The sequence below is a fragment of the Sphingomonas sp. genome (assembly GCF_017744835.1).
Lineage (GTDB): Bacteria > Pseudomonadota > Alphaproteobacteria > Sphingomonadales > Sphingomonadaceae > Sphingomonas.
Genome location: NZ_JAGIAM010000001.1, coordinates 919,194 through 934,648 on the forward strand (window position 1 = coordinate 919,194; position 15,455 = coordinate 934,648).

Here is a 15,455-nt window from a genome sequence, read left to right on the forward strand (position 1 = left end):
GGGAGCCTCTAGCTGCCCGCCACGATGCGGTCGCGCATCATCTGGCTGGCCCTGAAGGTGAGCACCCGGCGCGGCGCGATCGGCACTTCGACGCCGGTCTTGGGGTTGCGCCCGACGCGCTCGCCCTTGTCGCGGAGGATGAAGCTGCCGAAGCCGGAGATCTTGACGTTCTCGCCCTCGGCGAGCGCCTCGCACATGTGCTGCAGGATCTGCTCGACAAGCCGCGCCGCGTCAGCGCGCGACAGCCCCACTTCGCGATGGAGCGATTCGGCCAGATCGGCCCTGGTCAACGTGCCCGCAAGCGCCATTCGGCAAGTCCCCCGGAATTGATCTGTATTGCGTTCTTACCAGATTGTGCACACCCCGCAAACGGGAACATTACGCGGCGAGAACGAATTCGGAAATATTTCAGAAACGAACGACAGCGGCGCCCCAGGTGAAGCCGCCGCCCATCGCTTCGAGCACGAGCAGCTGCCCGCGCTGGATGCGGCCGTCGCGCACCGCGGCGTCGAGCGCGAGCGGCACCGATGCCGCCGAGGTGTTGGCGTGCTGGTCCACGGTCACCACCACGCGCTCGGCCGGAAGCCCCAGCTTGCGCGCGGTCGCGTCAAGGATGCGGGCATTGGCCTGGTGCGGCACCACCCAGTCGACGTCAGCCGAGGTGAGCCCCGCCGCGGAGAGCGATTCTTCCATCACCGAGGCGAGGTTGACCACGGCATGCCGGAAGACCTCGCGGCCCTTCATGCGCAGCTTGCCGACCGTCCCCGTGGTCGAAGGCCCGCCGTCGACATAGAGAAGGTCGTTGTGGCGCCCGTCGGCGTGCAGCCGAGTCGCGAGGATACCCTGGCCCGCCGCCTCGTCGCTCTCCTGCGCCTCGAGCACGATCGCGCCGGCGCCGTCGCCGAACAGCACGCAGGTCGCGCGGTCCTCCCAGTCGAGGATGCGGCTGAAGGTCTCGGCGCCGATCACCAGGGCGCGCCTGGCGGTGCCCGCGCGGATCATCGAATCGGCGACCTGGAGCGCGTAGAGGAAGCCCGAGCAGACCGCGGCCACGTCGAAGGCGACGCAATCGTTGATCCCGAGCGCGGTCTGCACTCGCGTCGCGGTGGCCGGGAAGGTCTGGTCGGGCGTGGCGGTGGCCAGCACGATCAGGTCGATGGTCGAAGCCGGAATCCCCGCGGAGGCGAGCGCCGCCTTGGCCGCACCGGTCGCCAGCGTGCTCGTCGTCTCGTCCTCGGCGGCAATGTGACGGAAGCGGATGCCGGTGCGCTCGACGATCCACTCGTCGCTCGTGTCGACTTTCTCCGCCAGCTCGGCGTTGGAAACGCGTCGTTCCGGCAGGAAGGAGCCGGTACCCAGAATCACCGAACGAAGTGTCACGCCGCCTTTGCCTCGAAATTCCCCAGGTCCTCGGCGATGCGCCGGTTGAGGTCGTCGCGCAGCATCTTGGCCGCGAAGCCGATCGCGGTGTCGACGCCCAGCTCGTTGGCGCTGCCGTGGCTCTTCACGACGATGCCGTTGAGGCCGAGGAAGATCGCGCCATTGTGGTTGTTGGGGTCGAGATGGTGGCGCAGCAGCTCGGTCGCGGGCTTGGAGATCAGGAAGCCGATCTTCGAGCGCAGCGAGCTGGAGAAGGCGCGCTTGAGCAGGTCGGCCACGAACCGCGCCGTGCCTTCCACCGTCTTGAGCGCGATGTTGCCCGAAAAGCCGTCGCACACGATCACGTCGACGTCGCCGCGCGACAGCTTGTTGCCTTCGATGAAGCCCTTGAAGTCGAGCCGCAGGTGCGTCGCCTCGCGCAGCTCGGCGGCGGCCTCGCGGATGTTCTCGGTGCCCTTCATCTCCTCGGTGCCGATGTTGAGGAGGGCGACCCGCGGCTTCTCGAGGTCGAGCGCGATGCGGGCATAGGCCGCGCCCATCACGGCGAACTGGACGAGGTTGCGCGAATCGACTTCGGTGTTGGCACCCAGGTCGAGCATCACCGTGTCGTTGTCGCCGAGCGTCGGCATCAGCGCGGCGAGCGCCGGCCGGTCGATGCCCGGCATCGTCCGCAGCGCCAGCTTGGCCATCGCCATCAGCGCGCCGGTGTTGCCCGAAGACACCGCCGCGCCCGCCTTGCCCTGCTTCACCATGTCGATGGCGATACCCATCGAGGTGATCTTGGCGCGGCGAATCGCCGTGCTCGGCTTTTCGTCGGACGCGACGATCTCAGGCGCGTGGACGATCTCCGACGCGGCCGTGAGATTCGGGTGATTCTTGAGGCCTTCGCGAATCTGCGCCTCGTCGCCCACGAGGATGAATTGCATCCCCTCGAAGCGACGACGCGCGCGCGCGACACCGGCCAGCATGACCGCGATCCCCTCGTCGCCGCCCATGGCGTCGACGGCGATTCGCATCGGGATCGTCATGCCGGCTGGCCCCTGTTCGACTGACGTCAGGCCTCGACGGAGGTGACTTCGCGGCCGTTATAGTGGCCGCACGCCGTGCACAGGTTGTGCGGGCGCTTCAGTTCGCCGCAGTTCGAGCATTCCTGGAACGCTTCGACCGACAGCGCATCGTGCGCCCGGCGCATGCCACGCCGCGACGGCGAGGTCTTTCTCTTGGGAACGGCCATCAGGCACCTTTATCCGAAAAACTGGTCAGGATCGCGATACGCCCGCAAGGCTTGCCGGGCAAGCGACCGGACCGGCCGGCGCTCGCCGGACCAGCGGACAGGTCACGAAGCGAATGCGCGCGTATAGCGATTCTTGCCCATAGTGCAAGGCCGTGTAGATGGGGAGGCGAAGGGGAATTGCCAATGTTGCTGCCTGTCGCACTCACTTCCGCCGGCGCCGCCGCGCTGATCAACTTCTGGCTCGGGCTCCGCATCGGCCAGGTCCGCCGCGCCGAGAAGATCTGGGTGGGCGACGGCGGCAATGCGCGCCTCGCCGCCCGCATGCGCGCGCAGCTCAACTTCGCCGAGTTCGTGCCGCTGGTGCTGATCCTGATCGCGCTGATCGAGTTCGGCGCGGGCACCAGCCTGTGGCTGTGGATCGTCGCGGCGGTCTTCCTGATCGGGCGGCTGCTCCATCCGATCGGCATGGACGGCTGGATGCCCGGCCGGATGATCGGCGCCATCACCACCATGCTCACGCTGGTCGGCCTCGCCGCCTACGCCATCTACCTCGCCCAGCAATACGCCAACCCGCTGCGCTGATCTCTCCCCTCCCCCTGGCGGGGGAGGATTGCCATCTTCACCGACCCAGAACCGCGTCGCCGACGAAGGGATTCGTCCGCCGCTCGTGGGCGAAGTTGCTCGCCGGGCCGTGGCCGGGGACGAACACCGTGTCGCCGCCCAGCGGCCAGAGCCGGGTGGTGATCGCGTCGATCAGGTCCTGGTGGTTGCCCAGCGGGAAGTCGGTGCGCCCGATCGATCCCTGGAACAGCACGTCGCCGACGATCGCGAGCTTCGAGGGCGCGTGGTGGAACACGACATGCCCCGGCGTGTGCCCGGGGCAGTGATAGACGTCGAGCACGAGATTGCCGACGGTGACCTGGTCGCCGTTCACCAGCCAGCGGTCGGGCTCGAACGGCGCGCCGCGCACATTATAGCGCCGCCCGTCGTCCTCGAGCCGCGCGATCCAGAAGCGGTCGGCCTCGTGCGGGCCCTCGATCGGCACGCCCAGTTCCTTGGCGAACTCGCCCGCGGCGCCGCAATGGTCGATGTGGCCGTGGGTGATCAGGATCTTCTCGATCGTCACGCCATGCTCGTCGCGCGCGGCGCGCAGCCGCTCGAGATCGCCGCCGGGATCGACGAAGGCGCCGCGCATCGTCTCGGTGCACCAGAGCAGCGAACAGTTCTGCTGGAGCGGCGTAACCGGCACGATCGCCGCGCGCAGGGGAGGATTGGCCATGGCCGGCAGATAGGCCGCGCGGCCGGCGGCGGCAACATGGGCTTGCCCCCGGCGCGGACCGGCTGCATTCGGGATGCCTCATGCACCTGCCAGAACCGCCCTTCGTGCTCCTCGACGACGCGCGCGCCGATGGTGCCCCCGCGCGGCTCTATGCCGATCCGGTCGAGATCGTCGAGGCGCGCACGCCCGCCGAGGTCCGGCCGGCGCTCGAGCGGTTGCGCGCGGCGCGCGGGCGCGGGCTCCACGCCGCGGGCTATCTCGACTATGAAGCGGCCGCGGGATTGCTCCCGGAGGCACGCCAGCAACCCGCCGCCGGCGACGCGCCGCTGCTCTGGTTCGGCCTGTTCCAAGACTATCGCGAGATCGAGCGTGACTCGGTCCCCGCGCTGCTCCCCGATCCCGCAGGCGCCTGGGCCGCACGCCCACGCCCCAAAGTCGCGCGCGCAGACTATGAAGCCGCCTTCGCGCGCGTATCCGGCTATATCGCCGCGGGCGACATCTATCAGGCCAACCTCACTTTCCGCGCCGCCGTCGCCCAGGCCGGCAGTCCGGCTGCGCTCTATGCGCTCCTACGCGCGCGCGCGCGTGCGGGATATGGAGCGCTGGTCGCGACGGGCTCCCGCTGGCTGCTCAGCTTCTCGCCCGAGCTCTTCTTCGCGCTGGAGCAAGGCCGCCTCACCGCCAGGCCGATGAAGGGCACCGCGCTGCGGGGCGCGACGCCGGCCGAGGACGATGCGCTCGCCGCCGCGCTCCGGCAGGACGCCAAGCAGCGCGCCGAGAATCTGATGATCGTCGATCTGATGCGCAACGATCTCGCGCGCGTCGCGCGGGCGGGAAGCGTCGCGGTGCCCAGCCTGTTCGAGGTCGAGCGCTATCCGACGGTCCACCAGATGGTCTCCACCGTCACCGCCGATCTCGCCGACGGCCGCGACGCTATCGACGCGCTCGCCGCGCTCTTTCCCTGCGGATCGGTGACCGGCGCGCCCAAGATCCGCGCGATGCAGGTCATCGCCGAAGTCGAGGCGGGCCCGCGCGGAGTCTACACCGGCTCGATCGGCAGGCTGGACGCGAACGGCGATGCGATGTTCAACGTTGCCATCCGCACGCTCGCGGTCGAAGGGCAGGGGCCTGCCCTGCTCGGCCTCGGCTCGGGCGTGGTCGCCGATTCAGCGGGGGACCAGGAATGGGAAGAGTGCCTTGCCAAGGGAGCCTTTGTGACCGCGGGTGAGACCCCCTTCGACCTGATCGAGACGATGCGCTTCGATCCCGAGGACGGCGTCGTGCTGCTCGAACGCCACCTCGCGCGGATCAAGGCAAGCGCCGACGCGCTCGGCTTCGCCTTCGATCGCCACAGCGCGCGCAACGAGCTCCAGGCAGCCACTTTCCGGCTGCGCAACGCCGCGCGCATCCGCCTGTTGCTCGGCCCCTCGGGCGCCATCGCGGTCGGTATCGCCCCATTGCCTGACGCGCCCGAAGCGCCGGCGCGCGTCGCGTTCGCCCCGCTGCCCGTCGCGCCCGACGATTTCCGCCTGCGCCACAAGACCAGCCGACGGGCCTTCCTCGATTCGGCGCGCGCGGCCGCGGGAGCCTGGGAAGTCGTGTTCACCGACCCGGACGGCTACCTCACCGAAGGCAGTTTTACGTCCATCTTTGTCGAGCGGAACGGCGTGCTCGTCACGCCGCCGCTCGGGCGCGGGCTGCTCCCCGGCGTGCTGCGTGCCGAACTGATCGAGACCGGCCGCGCAGTCGAGGGCGACCTCAGGCCGCAGGACCTGACGGGCGGCTTCTTCCTCGGCAATGCGCTGCGCGGACTGGTTGCAGCCGTTACAGTTGCGGAGAGCGCGAAGGCGGACGTATAGGCGCGCCGTTCCTCCCGCGAGAAGGCGCCCCGTACATGCAGACCTCCGCCGCGCTCCAGCGCATCCAGCCCTCCGCCACGCTCGCGGTCACCAGCCGCGTGTTCGAGCTCAAGCGGCAGGGGATCGATGTGATCGGCCTCGGTGCCGGCGAGCCTGACTTCGACACGCCGGACTTCGTCAAGGAAGCCGCGATCGAGGCGATCCGCGCGGGCAAGACCAAGTACACCAATGTCGACGGCACGCCCGAACTCAAGCAGGCGATCGTCGCCAAGTTCGCCCGCGAGAACGGCCTGACCTATGCCGAGAACCAGGTCAGCGTGAACTCGGGCGGCAAGCACACTTTGTTCAATGCCTTCTGCGCCACGATCGACGCGGGCGACGAAGTGATCGTGCCGGCGCCCTATTGGGTGAGCTACCCCGACGTGGTCGAATTCGCCGGCGGCAAGCCGGTGTTCGTCGCCGCGGGCGCCGATCAGGCGTACAAGATCAAGCCCGAGCAGCTCGAGGCGGCGATCACCGCCAAGACCAAGTGGGTCGTGCTCAACTCGCCGTCGAACCCGACGGGCGCCGCCTATAGCGCGGCCGAGCTCAAGGCGCTGGGCCAGGTGCTCGAGCGGCACCCGCATGTGCTCATCTATGCCGACGACATGTATGAGCACATCCTCTACGACGGCTTCGAATTCGCGACGATCGCGCAGGTCTGCCCGACGCTCTACGATCGCACGCTGACCGCCAATGGCGTGTCCAAGGCCTATGCGATGACCGGCTGGCGTATCGGCTATGCCGGCGGCCCGGCCTGGCTGATCAAGGCGATGGCCAAGCTCCAGTCGCAGTCGACCTCGAACCCGTGCAGCATCTCGCAGGCGGCCTCGGTCGCTGCGCTCAACGGCGACCAGGCGTTCCTCAAGGAGCGCGTCGCTGCGTTCCAGACGCGTCGCGATCTCGTCGTGTCGATGCTCAACCAGGTCGAGGGCATGACCTGCCCGACGCCGGAGGGCGCCTTCTACGTCTATCCCGAATTCTCGGGGCTGATCGGCAAGAGCACCCCCAAGGGGCAGAAGATCACCACCGACGAGGAGCTGATCACCTATCTGCTCGACGAGGCACGGGTGGCCGCGGTGCACGGCGCCGCCTTCGGCCTGTCGCCGGCGATGCGGATCAGCTATGCGACGTCGGAAGCGTTGCTGCGCGAGGCATGCTCGCGCATCCAGCAGGCCTGCGCCGTACTGCGCTGAGCTGAGCAGAGCCGCCCAGGGAGGGCGGGACCATGCTGAAGTCGATTGTCACTGTGCTGGTCGCCGCGCTGCCGCTGGGCCCGATGGGCCCGGTGGTGCGCGCGGTTCCGGTTCCGCCACCCGCCGAAGACGTCACCGGCGTGCGCGATCCGCAGACGGCGGTGTTCGCCGGCGGCTGCTTCTGGGGCATGGAAGCCGTGTTCCAGTCGGTGAAGGGCGTGCATTCGGTGACCAACGGCTATGCCGGCGGCACTGCGGCGACGGCCAGCTATGCCAAGGTCTCGGGCGAACGGACCGGCCATGCCGAAGCGGTCAAGATCGTCTATGATCCGACCCGGGTGAGTTACGGCACGCTGCTGCGCATCTTCTTCGCAGTCGCGCACGATCCCACCCAGCTCAACCGCCAGACACCGGACGTCGGGCCAAGCTATCGCTCGGCGATCTTCCCCCAGGACGAGAAGCAGCGTCGCGTCGCCGCCGCCTATCTCGCGCAGCTCGGCAAGGCCGGCGCATATCCGCGCCCGATCGTCACCAGGATCGAGACCGGTGCCTTCTATCCCGCCGAGAGCGCGCACCAGGACTTCTTCTGGCGGCACCCCACGCATCCCTACATCCTGCGCTGGGACAAGCCCAAGGTCGCCGCCTTCCGCAACGCCTTCCCGCAACTCGCGAATTGAGGCGCTAGATCAGCCCCATCGCCGCCAGCTCGCGCATCAGTGCGGGCGGCATTTCGGCGATCTCCGCGTCGCCCGAGCCCAGGTCGGGTGGCGCGTCGGCGGCTTCCAGATAGCGCCAGCCCTGGTGCGCCCGCTTGGGGCGCGGGTGGACCAGGATCAGCCGAGGCTCGAGCCGGATCGCGGTGCGCCCGCCCTCGGCCTCGCCGAAGCCCAGGATCGGCGTGCGGCCGACGAGCTGGTGCTTGACGATCCAGAACAGCGAGCCGCTGCCGCCTTCGCTCAATATCTCGGCATGGCGCTTGGGCAGATAGCGCGTCGTGTGGTCCCACGGCCCGCCCCGGCTGGCGAGGCGCTGGGAAAGATAGTCGGCGGAGTCGCAGCCAAAGGCGACCTTGGTCAGGTGAAGCGGCACCTCCGCAATCTGGGGCGGTGACCGGGCCCCGGCAAGCGTCGCGCCCTTGCACGCTTCCAAAATAGGATTTGGCATGCGACGTTTGCCGCGCTCTTTGAACCCGTGAAGCCGCGCACGAACTTCGCGCAACATCCTTGCTTCACTGCGCAACGAAATGAGTCGAATCGCGGGAAAAGTGGGAAGCTAGGCCCGGCGAATCCAACTTTGGCCGAGTCGGCTAACCGACCAGCCCGCTCGCGGTCGCAAGTCCCAGGAAGGCGAGGAACCCCATCGAATCGGTGACCATCGTCACGAAGATCGACGACGCCACCGCAGGGTCCTGGCGGAAGCGCTCGAGCGCCACCGGCACCAGCACGCCGGCGAGTCCGGCGATCATGATGTTGGCCAGCATCGCCACGGCGATCACGATCGGCAGGGTGCCGTTGCTCGACAGGTCGGTGAGCATCGTGCCCAGCATCGCCACCGCGAGGCCGATCGCCACCGCCACGGTGACCCCGTTGAGTAGCGCGATCGCGATTTCGCGGCGGATCGTGCGGATCGTGTTGGACTGGGTGAGCTGGTTGGTGGCGAGCGCACGCACGGTCACTGCCAGCGTCTGGGTGCCGGCGTTGCCGCCTACCCCCGCCACGATCGGCATCAGCGCTGCGAGCACTGCCTTCTGCGCGATCGTCGCGTCGAAGAAGAAGACGATCGTCGCGGGCACGAGCGCGGTCACCAGATTGGTGAGCAGCCAGCGCACGCGGCCCTTGTAGCTGTCGAGCACGGGCTCGTTGATGTCGCCCTCGCCTGCGCCGGAGAGGCGCAGGATGTCCTCGCCGGCCTCTTCGGAGATGATGTGGACCACGTCGTCCACCGTGATCATGCCGACGAGCCGTCCGCTCGAATCGACCACCGCGGCGGAAATCAGCGCATATTTCTGGAAGCGCAGCGCCACTTCCTCCTGGTCCATGTCGACCGGGATCAGCGTCTGCTCGCGCTTCATCACGTCGCCGATCGAGACCGATCGCGGCGTGCGCAGCACCCAGCTGAGATGGCAGGTGCCCACCGGCTTGTGCCCGGGATCGACGACGAAGATCTCCCAGAAGTCGGTGGTCAGCTCCTCGTCGGCGCGCAGATAGTCGAGCACGTCGCCCACGGTCCAATGCTCGGGCACCGCGATCAGCTCGCGCTGCATCAGCCGGCCGGCGGATTCCTCGGGGTAGGAGAGCGCTTCCTCGATCGCGGCGCGGTCGTCGGGATCGAGCGCGCGGAGCACCTCGCGCTGGTCCTCGGCGTCCATGTCCTCGATGATCGCGACGGCATCGTCGGTATCGAGCTCGGCGGCGATGTCGGCGACCTGGTGCGGCTCGAGCGCGTCGACCAGCGCCTCGCGCACCCAGTCGTTCATCTCGGCGAGCACGTCGCCGTCGATCAGGTCGGAGATCGCGGCGACCAGCGCCGGCCGCTGCTCGGCGGGCACGAGCTCGACCAGATCGGCGATGTCGGCGGGGTGAAGCGGCGCCACCTTGGCGTGCGCGGCCTCGGCATCGCCGGCCTCGACCGCCTCGAGCACTGCGCTCACATATTCGGGCTTGAGCCGGTCGTCCTCGTCCAGCTCGCTCTCGGGCGGCTGTGCCTCGGGATGCAGTTCGGTCTCGCTCATCGTCCGACCTCCCCTCGGCTGGTCCCGTTTCGGCCGCTGCCACCGTCGCGCGGCATTTGCAACTCCCTGCCGGGATGCTTAGGGCGGGGCGACCGTTTCAGTGGAGTTTCCCCAAGTGTCGCAACCCGCCAAGCTCGTCATGACTCTCGATACCGGAGACGTGCACATTAAGCTGCGCCCGGATCTCGCCCCCCAGCATGTCGAGCGCATCGCCAAGCTCGCCGATGAAGGCTTCTACGACGGCGTCGTCTTCCACCGCGTGATCGACGGCTTCATGGCCCAGGGCGGCGATCCGTCAGGCACCGGCATGGGCGGCTCGAAGGAGCCCAACCTCCCCGCCGAGTTCAGCCGCGAGCCGCATGTCCGCGGCGTCTGCTCGATGGCGCGCACGATGGACCCGAACAGCGCCAACTCGCAGTTCTTCATCTGCCTCGACGACGCGACCTTCCTCGACGGCCAGTACACCGTCTGGGGCGAAGTGACCGAAGGCATGGAGCATGTCGACGCGCTCCCCAAGGGCGAGCCGCCGCGCAACCCCGGCAAGATCGTCAAGGCGCGTACCGAGGCGTAAGCCGCTTCAGCCCCTCCCTTCCGGGGGAGGGGTCAGACCTCGTCGGCCCCGACGGCCTCGATCAGCCAGTCGTGGAAGATCTTGACCGGGCGCAGGCTCAGCGCGCGCGGGCGGCAGACGAACCAATAGCTGTAATGGCTCTCCACCGTCAGGTCGAAGAGCCGCACCAGTCGTTCGTCGCGCGCCGATTCGTAATGCGATTCGAGCATGAAGGCGACGCCCAGCCCCTGCGCCGCGGCCTCGAGCATCAGATTGCCCGAATCGAAATGGTCGATCGCCAGCGGCTCGAGATCGGGAAAGCCCGCCGCCGCGCGCCAGGCAGTGAAGGTCTCGGGCATGTCGCGATGGACCAGCGCCGTCAGCCGCGAGAGTTGCTCGGGTCGCGTCACCGGATCGGGCCCCTCGACCAGCGAGCGCGCGCCGATCACATGCACGCGGTTGCGGTCCAGCCTCTTGGCATAGAGGCCGGGATCGATGTCGCGCGCGATCACGATCGCCGCGTCGAGCCCATCGCCCAGCCGCGCCATGCCGTGACCCGCGGTATCGACGTCGAGATGCAGCTCGGGATGCTTGCGCTTGAGGTCGGGAAGCTTGGGGAGCAGCCGCTGCGTCGCATAGAGCGGCAGCACGCCCAGCCGCAGCCGGATCAGCTCGGTGCCGCTCGTCATCGTCTCGACCGCGTCGGTCATCGCGTCGAGCGCGGGCGCGATCAGTCCCAGCAGCCGCTCGCCGTCGTCGTTGAGCCGCAGCGCCTGGTGGCGCCGCTCGAACAGCGGCTTGCCGATGAATCGCTCGAGCGACTGGACGCGGCGGCTGAGCGCGGGCGACGAAAGCGCCAGCTCCTCGGCGGCCGCCTTGATCGATCCGAGCCGGGCGACCTGGACGAACGCTTCGATGGCAGTGAGCGGCGGTAGCCTTCGCATGCGGCCTCTTTTGTGCGGTGCATCACAAATATCGGCAAGAGCATTTGTCTGCGCAAGCCCCCTAACCACAGGAGCCTGCGCGTCGTTACGTGCACGACGGTTGCAACTCATGCAAGCCGGGAATGTTCATTTCGCACTTGCACAAAAACGTTGTGCACCGCACATAGAGAGCGCCTTTCAGGCATCCTCTCCTAAAACTTTTCCGGCGGGCCCTCGGCCCGCCATTTTTTTTGCCCCCTCGCGGCACGCAAACCGCGTTCCTATGTTCGGCCTTCATGCCTTTAGGGGACAGTGAATGGCGGATGATGAAAGCAGAGGGCGAAAGCTCCAGGTTGCCAATGCCCGGCCCGAAGACAGCGGCCGCGGCCTGGCCCATATCCCGCGCTCGTTGATGGCGGCGCTCGGTATCACCGAGGGCGACGTGATCGAGATCGTCGGCAAGCGTGCCACCCCCGCGCGCGCGGTGTTGCCCTATCCCGAGGACGAGGGTCTGGAACTGCTCCGCATCGACGGTCTGCAGCGCGCCAACGCCGGCGTAGGCTCGGGCGATTTCGTCGAAGTGCGCAAGATCGAGTCCAAGCCCGCGACGCGCGTCGTCTTCGCGCCGGCTCAGTCCAACCTGCGGCTCCAGGGGTCGAGCAACGCGCTCAAGCGCACCTTCTACGCGCGCCCGCTGACTGCCGGCGACACGATCGCGACGGTCGGCCACCAGCGCGCCGATATTCCTCCCAATGTCGCGCAATATCTGCGCGCGCCGGCCTATGCGCTGCAGGAGATCCGCCTCGCGGTTCTCTCCACCACGCCGCGCGGCGTCGTCCATATCGACGAGAATACCGAGGTCGAGCTTCGTCCCGAATATGAGGAGGCGAGCGAGAGCCGTCGCGCCGACGTCACCTATGACGATATCGGCGGCATGGCCGGCACGATCGACCAGCTCCGCGAGATGGTCGAGCTGCCCTTGCGCTACCCCGAGCTGTTCCAGCGCCTGGGCGTCGATCCGCCCAAGGGCGTGCTGCTCCATGGTCCGCCCGGAACCGGCAAGACCCGTCTCGCGCGTGCGGTCGCCAACGAAAGCGATGCCACGTTCCACCTGATCAACGGTCCGGAGATCATGGGCTCGGCTTATGGCGAGTCCGAGAAGCGCCTGCGCGACGTGTTCGAGGAGGCGGCCAAGTCCGCGCCGTCGATCGTCTTCATCGACGAGATCGATTCGATCGCGCCCAAGCGCGGCCAGGTCTCGGGTGAAGCCGAGAAGCGCCTCGTCGCCCAGCTGCTCACGCTGATGGACGGGCTGGAGGCGCGCGCCAACATCGTCGTCATCGCCGCGACCAACCGGCCCGAGGCGATTGACGAGGCGCTGCGCCGTCCCGGCCGCTTCGATCGCGAGATCGTCGTCGGCGTTCCCGACGATCGCGGCCGGCGCGAGATCCTGGGCATCCACACGCGCGGCATGCCGCTGGCGGAGGACGTCGACCTGGGCGAGCTCGCGCGTACCACTTATGGCTTTGTCGGCGCCGATCTCGCCGCGCTGACGCGGGAGGCAGCGATCGATTCGGTCCGGCGGATCATGCCCAAACTCAACCTCGAGGAAGGCACGATCCCCGCCGAGGTGCTCGAGACGCTCACCGTCACGCGTGAGGATTTCCTTCAGGCGCTCAAGCGCGTCCAGCCGAGCGCGATGCGCGAGGTGATGGTCGAGGCGCCGCGAGTCCGCTGGGATGATGTCGGCGGGCTGGACGATGCGCAGATGCGACTGAAGGAAGGCGTCGAGCTACCCCTGAAGGACCCCGACGCGTTCCGCCGCATCGGCATTCGCCCCGCGAAGGGCTTCCTGCTCTACGGCCCCCCGGGCACCGGCAAGACCTTGCTGGCCAAGGCAGTCGCGCGCGAGGCGGAGGCGAACTTCATCGCCACCAAATCGTCCGACTTGCTCAGCAAATGGTATGGCGAGTCCGAGCAGCAGATCGCCCGGCTCTTCGCCCGGGCGCGGCAGGTGGCGCCCTGCGTCATCTTCATCGACGAGCTCGACAGCCTCGTGCCCGCACGCGGCGGAGGCTTGGGCGAGCCGCAGGCGACCGAGCGTGTGGTGAACACTATCCTTGCCGAGATGGACGGGCTCGAAGAGCTCCAGTCGGTGGTGGTGATCGGCGCGACCAATAGGCCGAACCTGATCGACCCGGCACTGCTCCGCCCGGGCCGCTTCGACGAGCTCGTCTATGTCGGCGTCCCCGACGAGGCGGGGCGCGAGCGCATCTTGCGGATCCAGACCGAGAAAATGCCGCTCGCCGACGATGTCGACCTGCGCGCAATCGCCGCGCGTGCCGAGCGCTATACCGGCGCCGATCTGGAGGACGTGGTGCGCCGCGCCGGCCTGATCGCGCTGCGCCAGTCGCTCGACACCAAGGCCGTGACGATGGCGCATTTCGAAGAGGCGCTGGCCGATTCGCGGGCCACTGTCACGCCCGAGATGCAGCTCGAATATGAAGCGATGTCCGGCAAGCTCAAGCAACGGGCCTCGGCGATCCAGCCGATCGGCTTTATTGCGCCGGGAATGCTTCAGGCGCGTGCTGGCGGGAAGACCGTAGAGTGAGCCAGGCATAACCGAGCAAGGCGGCCAGCCCCCCTGCCGCGCCGAGGTAGGGGAGCGGCCGCCAGAGCTCGTACAGCCCGACGCCGATCGACGGACCGAGCACGAAGGCCGCTCCGTTGACCGAGGTAACCTTGCCCGCGACCGATCCCTGCGCTTCGGGGCCCACTGCGAGCGAGGAACCCGCGGTGAAGCCGGGTCGGGCAAAGCCGAAGCCGAGCGCGGCGAGCGCATAGCCAAGCGCGATGCCGTAGAGCGAAGTCGCGGTCCCGATCGCGACGCAGCCGGCGGCCGCCAGTGCCGCCCCTGTCAGCACAAGTGCGCGCGGCCGCAGGTCGAGCAGCGGGATCAGCCCCCATTGCGCGAGCAGCGCCGAGCCCGCGCCCATCATCAGCACCAGTCCGGTCGGCTCGAGCGCTTCGAGCGGCGTGACGCCCAATCGGTCGATGATCAGGAAGCCGATCGCCTGTCCGGTCATCGCCTGTGCATGGCCGATCACCAGCCCGGCGATCATCCAGGCGCGCACGCGCGGATCGAAATAGCCGACATGCTCGCCCGGCCCGGCCATCGCCGCGGTCACGCTCGCGCCGGTCGCCTGTCCGCCGATCGGGGGTAGCCGATCGCCGCACCCTGCGCGGGCCCCTCGTCGCGCGGCAGCAGCTTGATGACGGCAATCCAGATGCACACGCCCACCGCCGCTGCGGCGAAAGCCGGGCCCGAAAGCCCGATCGTCGGTCCGCCCGGCCACAAGTCGCCGAACACGAGATAGGGCGCGATCGCCGGGCCCAGGATCGTGCCGAGCCCGAAGGCGGAGGCGAGCAGCGTCAGCGCGCGCGTCCGTTCCTCGCGGCTGGTGCGCCCGGCGACGATCGCCTGTACCGCCGGCGGCGCCGCCGATCCGAACGCGCCATAGAGCACGCGCCCGGCGATGAAGGCGATGAAGGTCGTGAGCGGGGCGAGCAGCCCGTTGATCCCCAGCGCCAGGAACAGCCCGCACAGGAACAGCGATCCGGTGAAGCCGGCGATGCCGACCAGCACCATCGCGCGCCGCCCGTACCGATCCGACCGGTTGGCCCAATAGGGCGCGGCAATCACCCACAGCAACGCCGAGACCGAGAAGACCGCGGCCACGGCATTGTCCGCAACATCCAGCGACCGGCCGAGCGCGGGCAGCACCGATTGCAGCGCGGTGTTGCCGGCGGCGATCGCCAGCATCACAGTGAAGAGCAGCGCGAAGGTGCCGTCGAACCCGCGGCGCCGAACCGCGGGAAGCTTCACGACCGCTCCCAGCTGTAGCTGCGCCCGATCTCGGCGACATGGAGCATGTACCAATTGTACCAGCGCCCGCGCCCCGCCTCGCGGATCGCCGCATGTTCGGGGTGCTTGCGCCATGCGATCGCGCTCGCCTCGTCGGCCCAATAGCTGAGCGTGATTCCAACCCCGTCGGCGCCGCGCGTGCTGTCGACGCCGCGATAGCCCGGTTGCTGCGCCGCCAGCGCCTCCATCGCCGCGCCCGCGGCTTGGTAGCCGGCCTCGTCCATGTCGGTGCGCGCCGACACGAACATCACCACCGTCTGCCCCGTCCGATCCTCCGCCATGCGTCTCGATTAGGCTGTCCGGCGGCGATGGCAAGTAAGGGCTTCCAAGCCCTTAATG

Annotated in this window: 17 protein-coding genes; 6 read left to right on the forward strand and 11 right to left on the reverse strand. The window is 68.4% G+C overall.

Translation table 11 applies throughout. The features are described 5' to 3' along the window. Window positions 1-8 precede the first annotated feature (8 nt). The 4 genes from J7500_RS04345 to rpmF form a co-directional block, all read right to left on the reverse strand. The gene (locus J7500_RS04345) at window positions 9-308 is read right to left on the reverse strand and encodes an integration host factor subunit alpha (RefSeq protein ID WP_294060240.1); all 300 of its coding nucleotides are present in this window, start codon (window positions 306-308) and stop codon (window positions 9-11) included. Window positions 309-408: 100 nt separating this feature from the next. Further along, window positions 409-1,380 (reverse strand): beta-ketoacyl-ACP synthase III, encoded by a 972-nt coding sequence (locus J7500_RS04350; RefSeq protein WP_294060241.1) that lies wholly within the window; start codon window positions 1,378-1,380, stop codon window positions 409-411. Continuing rightward, window positions 1,377-2,408, reverse strand: coding sequence for a phosphate acyltransferase PlsX (gene plsX, locus J7500_RS04355; RefSeq protein ID WP_294060242.1), 1,032 nt, complete (start codon window positions 2,406-2,408; stop codon window positions 1,377-1,379). The genes J7500_RS04350 and plsX overlap by 4 nt, the downstream gene beginning before the upstream one ends. A gap of 26 nt (window positions 2,409-2,434) precedes the next feature. Beyond that, on the reverse strand, window positions 2,435-2,614 hold the full coding sequence (gene rpmF / locus J7500_RS04360; protein WP_294060244.1) for a 50S ribosomal protein L32: 180 nt from the start codon (window positions 2,612-2,614) through the stop codon (window positions 2,435-2,437). Between the two features lie 183 nt (window positions 2,615-2,797). On the opposite strand from rpmF, the gene J7500_RS04365 reads away from it, so the two are divergent. Beyond that, window positions 2,798-3,196 (forward strand): MAPEG family protein, encoded by a 399-nt coding sequence (locus tag J7500_RS04365; RefSeq protein ID WP_294060245.1) that lies wholly within the window; start codon window positions 2,798-2,800, stop codon window positions 3,194-3,196. A 37-nt stretch (window positions 3,197-3,233) separates the two neighbouring features. Here the strand turns inward: J7500_RS04365 and J7500_RS04370 are convergent, their stop codons facing one another. Next, window positions 3,234-3,893, reverse strand: coding sequence for an MBL fold metallo-hydrolase (locus tag J7500_RS04370; protein WP_294060246.1), 660 nt, complete (start codon window positions 3,891-3,893; stop codon window positions 3,234-3,236). Window positions 3,894-3,973: 80 nt separating this feature from the next. Here J7500_RS04370 and pabB point away from each other — a divergent pair, with 80 nt between their 5' ends. From pabB to msrA, 3 genes are all read left to right on the forward strand, one after another. After that, window positions 3,974-5,752: an aminodeoxychorismate synthase component I gene (gene pabB, locus J7500_RS04375; protein ID WP_294060247.1), complete on the forward strand. Its 1,779-nt coding sequence runs from the start codon at window positions 3,974-3,976 to the stop codon at window positions 5,750-5,752. A gap of 35 nt (window positions 5,753-5,787) precedes the next feature. Then, window positions 5,788-6,987 (forward strand): pyridoxal phosphate-dependent aminotransferase, encoded by a 1,200-nt coding sequence (locus J7500_RS04380; RefSeq protein ID WP_294060249.1) that lies wholly within the window; start codon window positions 5,788-5,790, stop codon window positions 6,985-6,987. Between the two features lie 83 nt (window positions 6,988-7,070). Next, a complete protein-coding gene (msrA, locus tag J7500_RS04385) occupies window positions 7,071-7,664 on the forward strand; it encodes a peptide-methionine (S)-S-oxide reductase MsrA (RefSeq protein WP_294060685.1) in 594 nt (197 codons plus the stop codon). A gap of 4 nt (window positions 7,665-7,668) precedes the next feature. Here the strand turns inward: msrA and J7500_RS04390 are convergent, their stop codons facing one another. Both J7500_RS04390 and mgtE read right to left on the reverse strand, forming a co-directional pair. Next, a complete protein-coding gene (locus J7500_RS04390; protein ID WP_294060251.1) occupies window positions 7,669-8,076 on the reverse strand; it encodes a DUF1489 domain-containing protein in 408 nt (135 codons plus the stop codon). Window positions 8,077-8,293: 217 nt separating this feature from the next. Beyond that, on the reverse strand, window positions 8,294-9,718 hold the full coding sequence (mgtE, locus tag J7500_RS04395; RefSeq protein WP_294060252.1) for a magnesium transporter: 1,425 nt from the start codon (window positions 9,716-9,718) through the stop codon (window positions 8,294-8,296). Between the two features lie 139 nt (window positions 9,719-9,857). Here mgtE and J7500_RS04400 point away from each other — a divergent pair, with 139 nt between their 5' ends. Next, window positions 9,858-10,289, forward strand: a complete 432-nt coding sequence (locus J7500_RS04400) for a peptidylprolyl isomerase (protein ID WP_294060686.1) — start codon at window positions 9,858-9,860, stop codon at window positions 10,287-10,289. Between the two features lie 32 nt (window positions 10,290-10,321). Here J7500_RS04400 and J7500_RS04405 read toward each other — a convergent pair whose 3' ends face one another. Next, complete coding sequence (locus J7500_RS04405; protein WP_294060253.1) at window positions 10,322-11,212, reverse strand: LysR substrate-binding domain-containing protein; 891 nt, start codon at window positions 11,210-11,212, stop codon at window positions 10,322-10,324. 295 nt (window positions 11,213-11,507) lie between these two features. Between J7500_RS04405 and J7500_RS04410 the strand changes: the two genes are divergently transcribed. Next, the gene (locus J7500_RS04410; protein ID WP_294060255.1) at window positions 11,508-13,802 is read left to right on the forward strand and encodes a CDC48 family AAA ATPase; all 2,295 of its coding nucleotides are present in this window, start codon (window positions 11,508-11,510) and stop codon (window positions 13,800-13,802) included. Here J7500_RS04410 and J7500_RS18520 read toward each other — a convergent pair. From J7500_RS18520 to J7500_RS04420, 3 genes are read right to left on the reverse strand one after another with little or no spacing between them, the layout of a single operon-like run. After that, a complete protein-coding gene (locus J7500_RS18520; RefSeq protein ID WP_367112964.1) occupies window positions 13,750-14,379 on the reverse strand; it encodes a hypothetical protein in 630 nt (209 codons plus the stop codon). The genes J7500_RS04410 and J7500_RS18520 overlap by 53 nt on opposite strands. After that, a complete protein-coding gene (locus J7500_RS18525; protein WP_367112965.1) occupies window positions 14,376-15,077 on the reverse strand; it encodes an MFS transporter in 702 nt (233 codons plus the stop codon). Before J7500_RS18525 ends, J7500_RS18520 begins: the two co-directional genes overlap by 4 nt. Then, window positions 15,074-15,397 carry an antibiotic biosynthesis monooxygenase gene (locus J7500_RS04420; RefSeq protein ID WP_294060256.1) on the reverse strand — a complete coding sequence of 108 codons (324 nt, stop codon included), beginning with the start codon at window positions 15,395-15,397 and terminating at the stop codon, window positions 15,074-15,076. Before J7500_RS04420 ends, J7500_RS18525 begins: the two co-directional genes overlap by 4 nt. Window positions 15,398-15,455 lie beyond the last annotated feature (58 nt).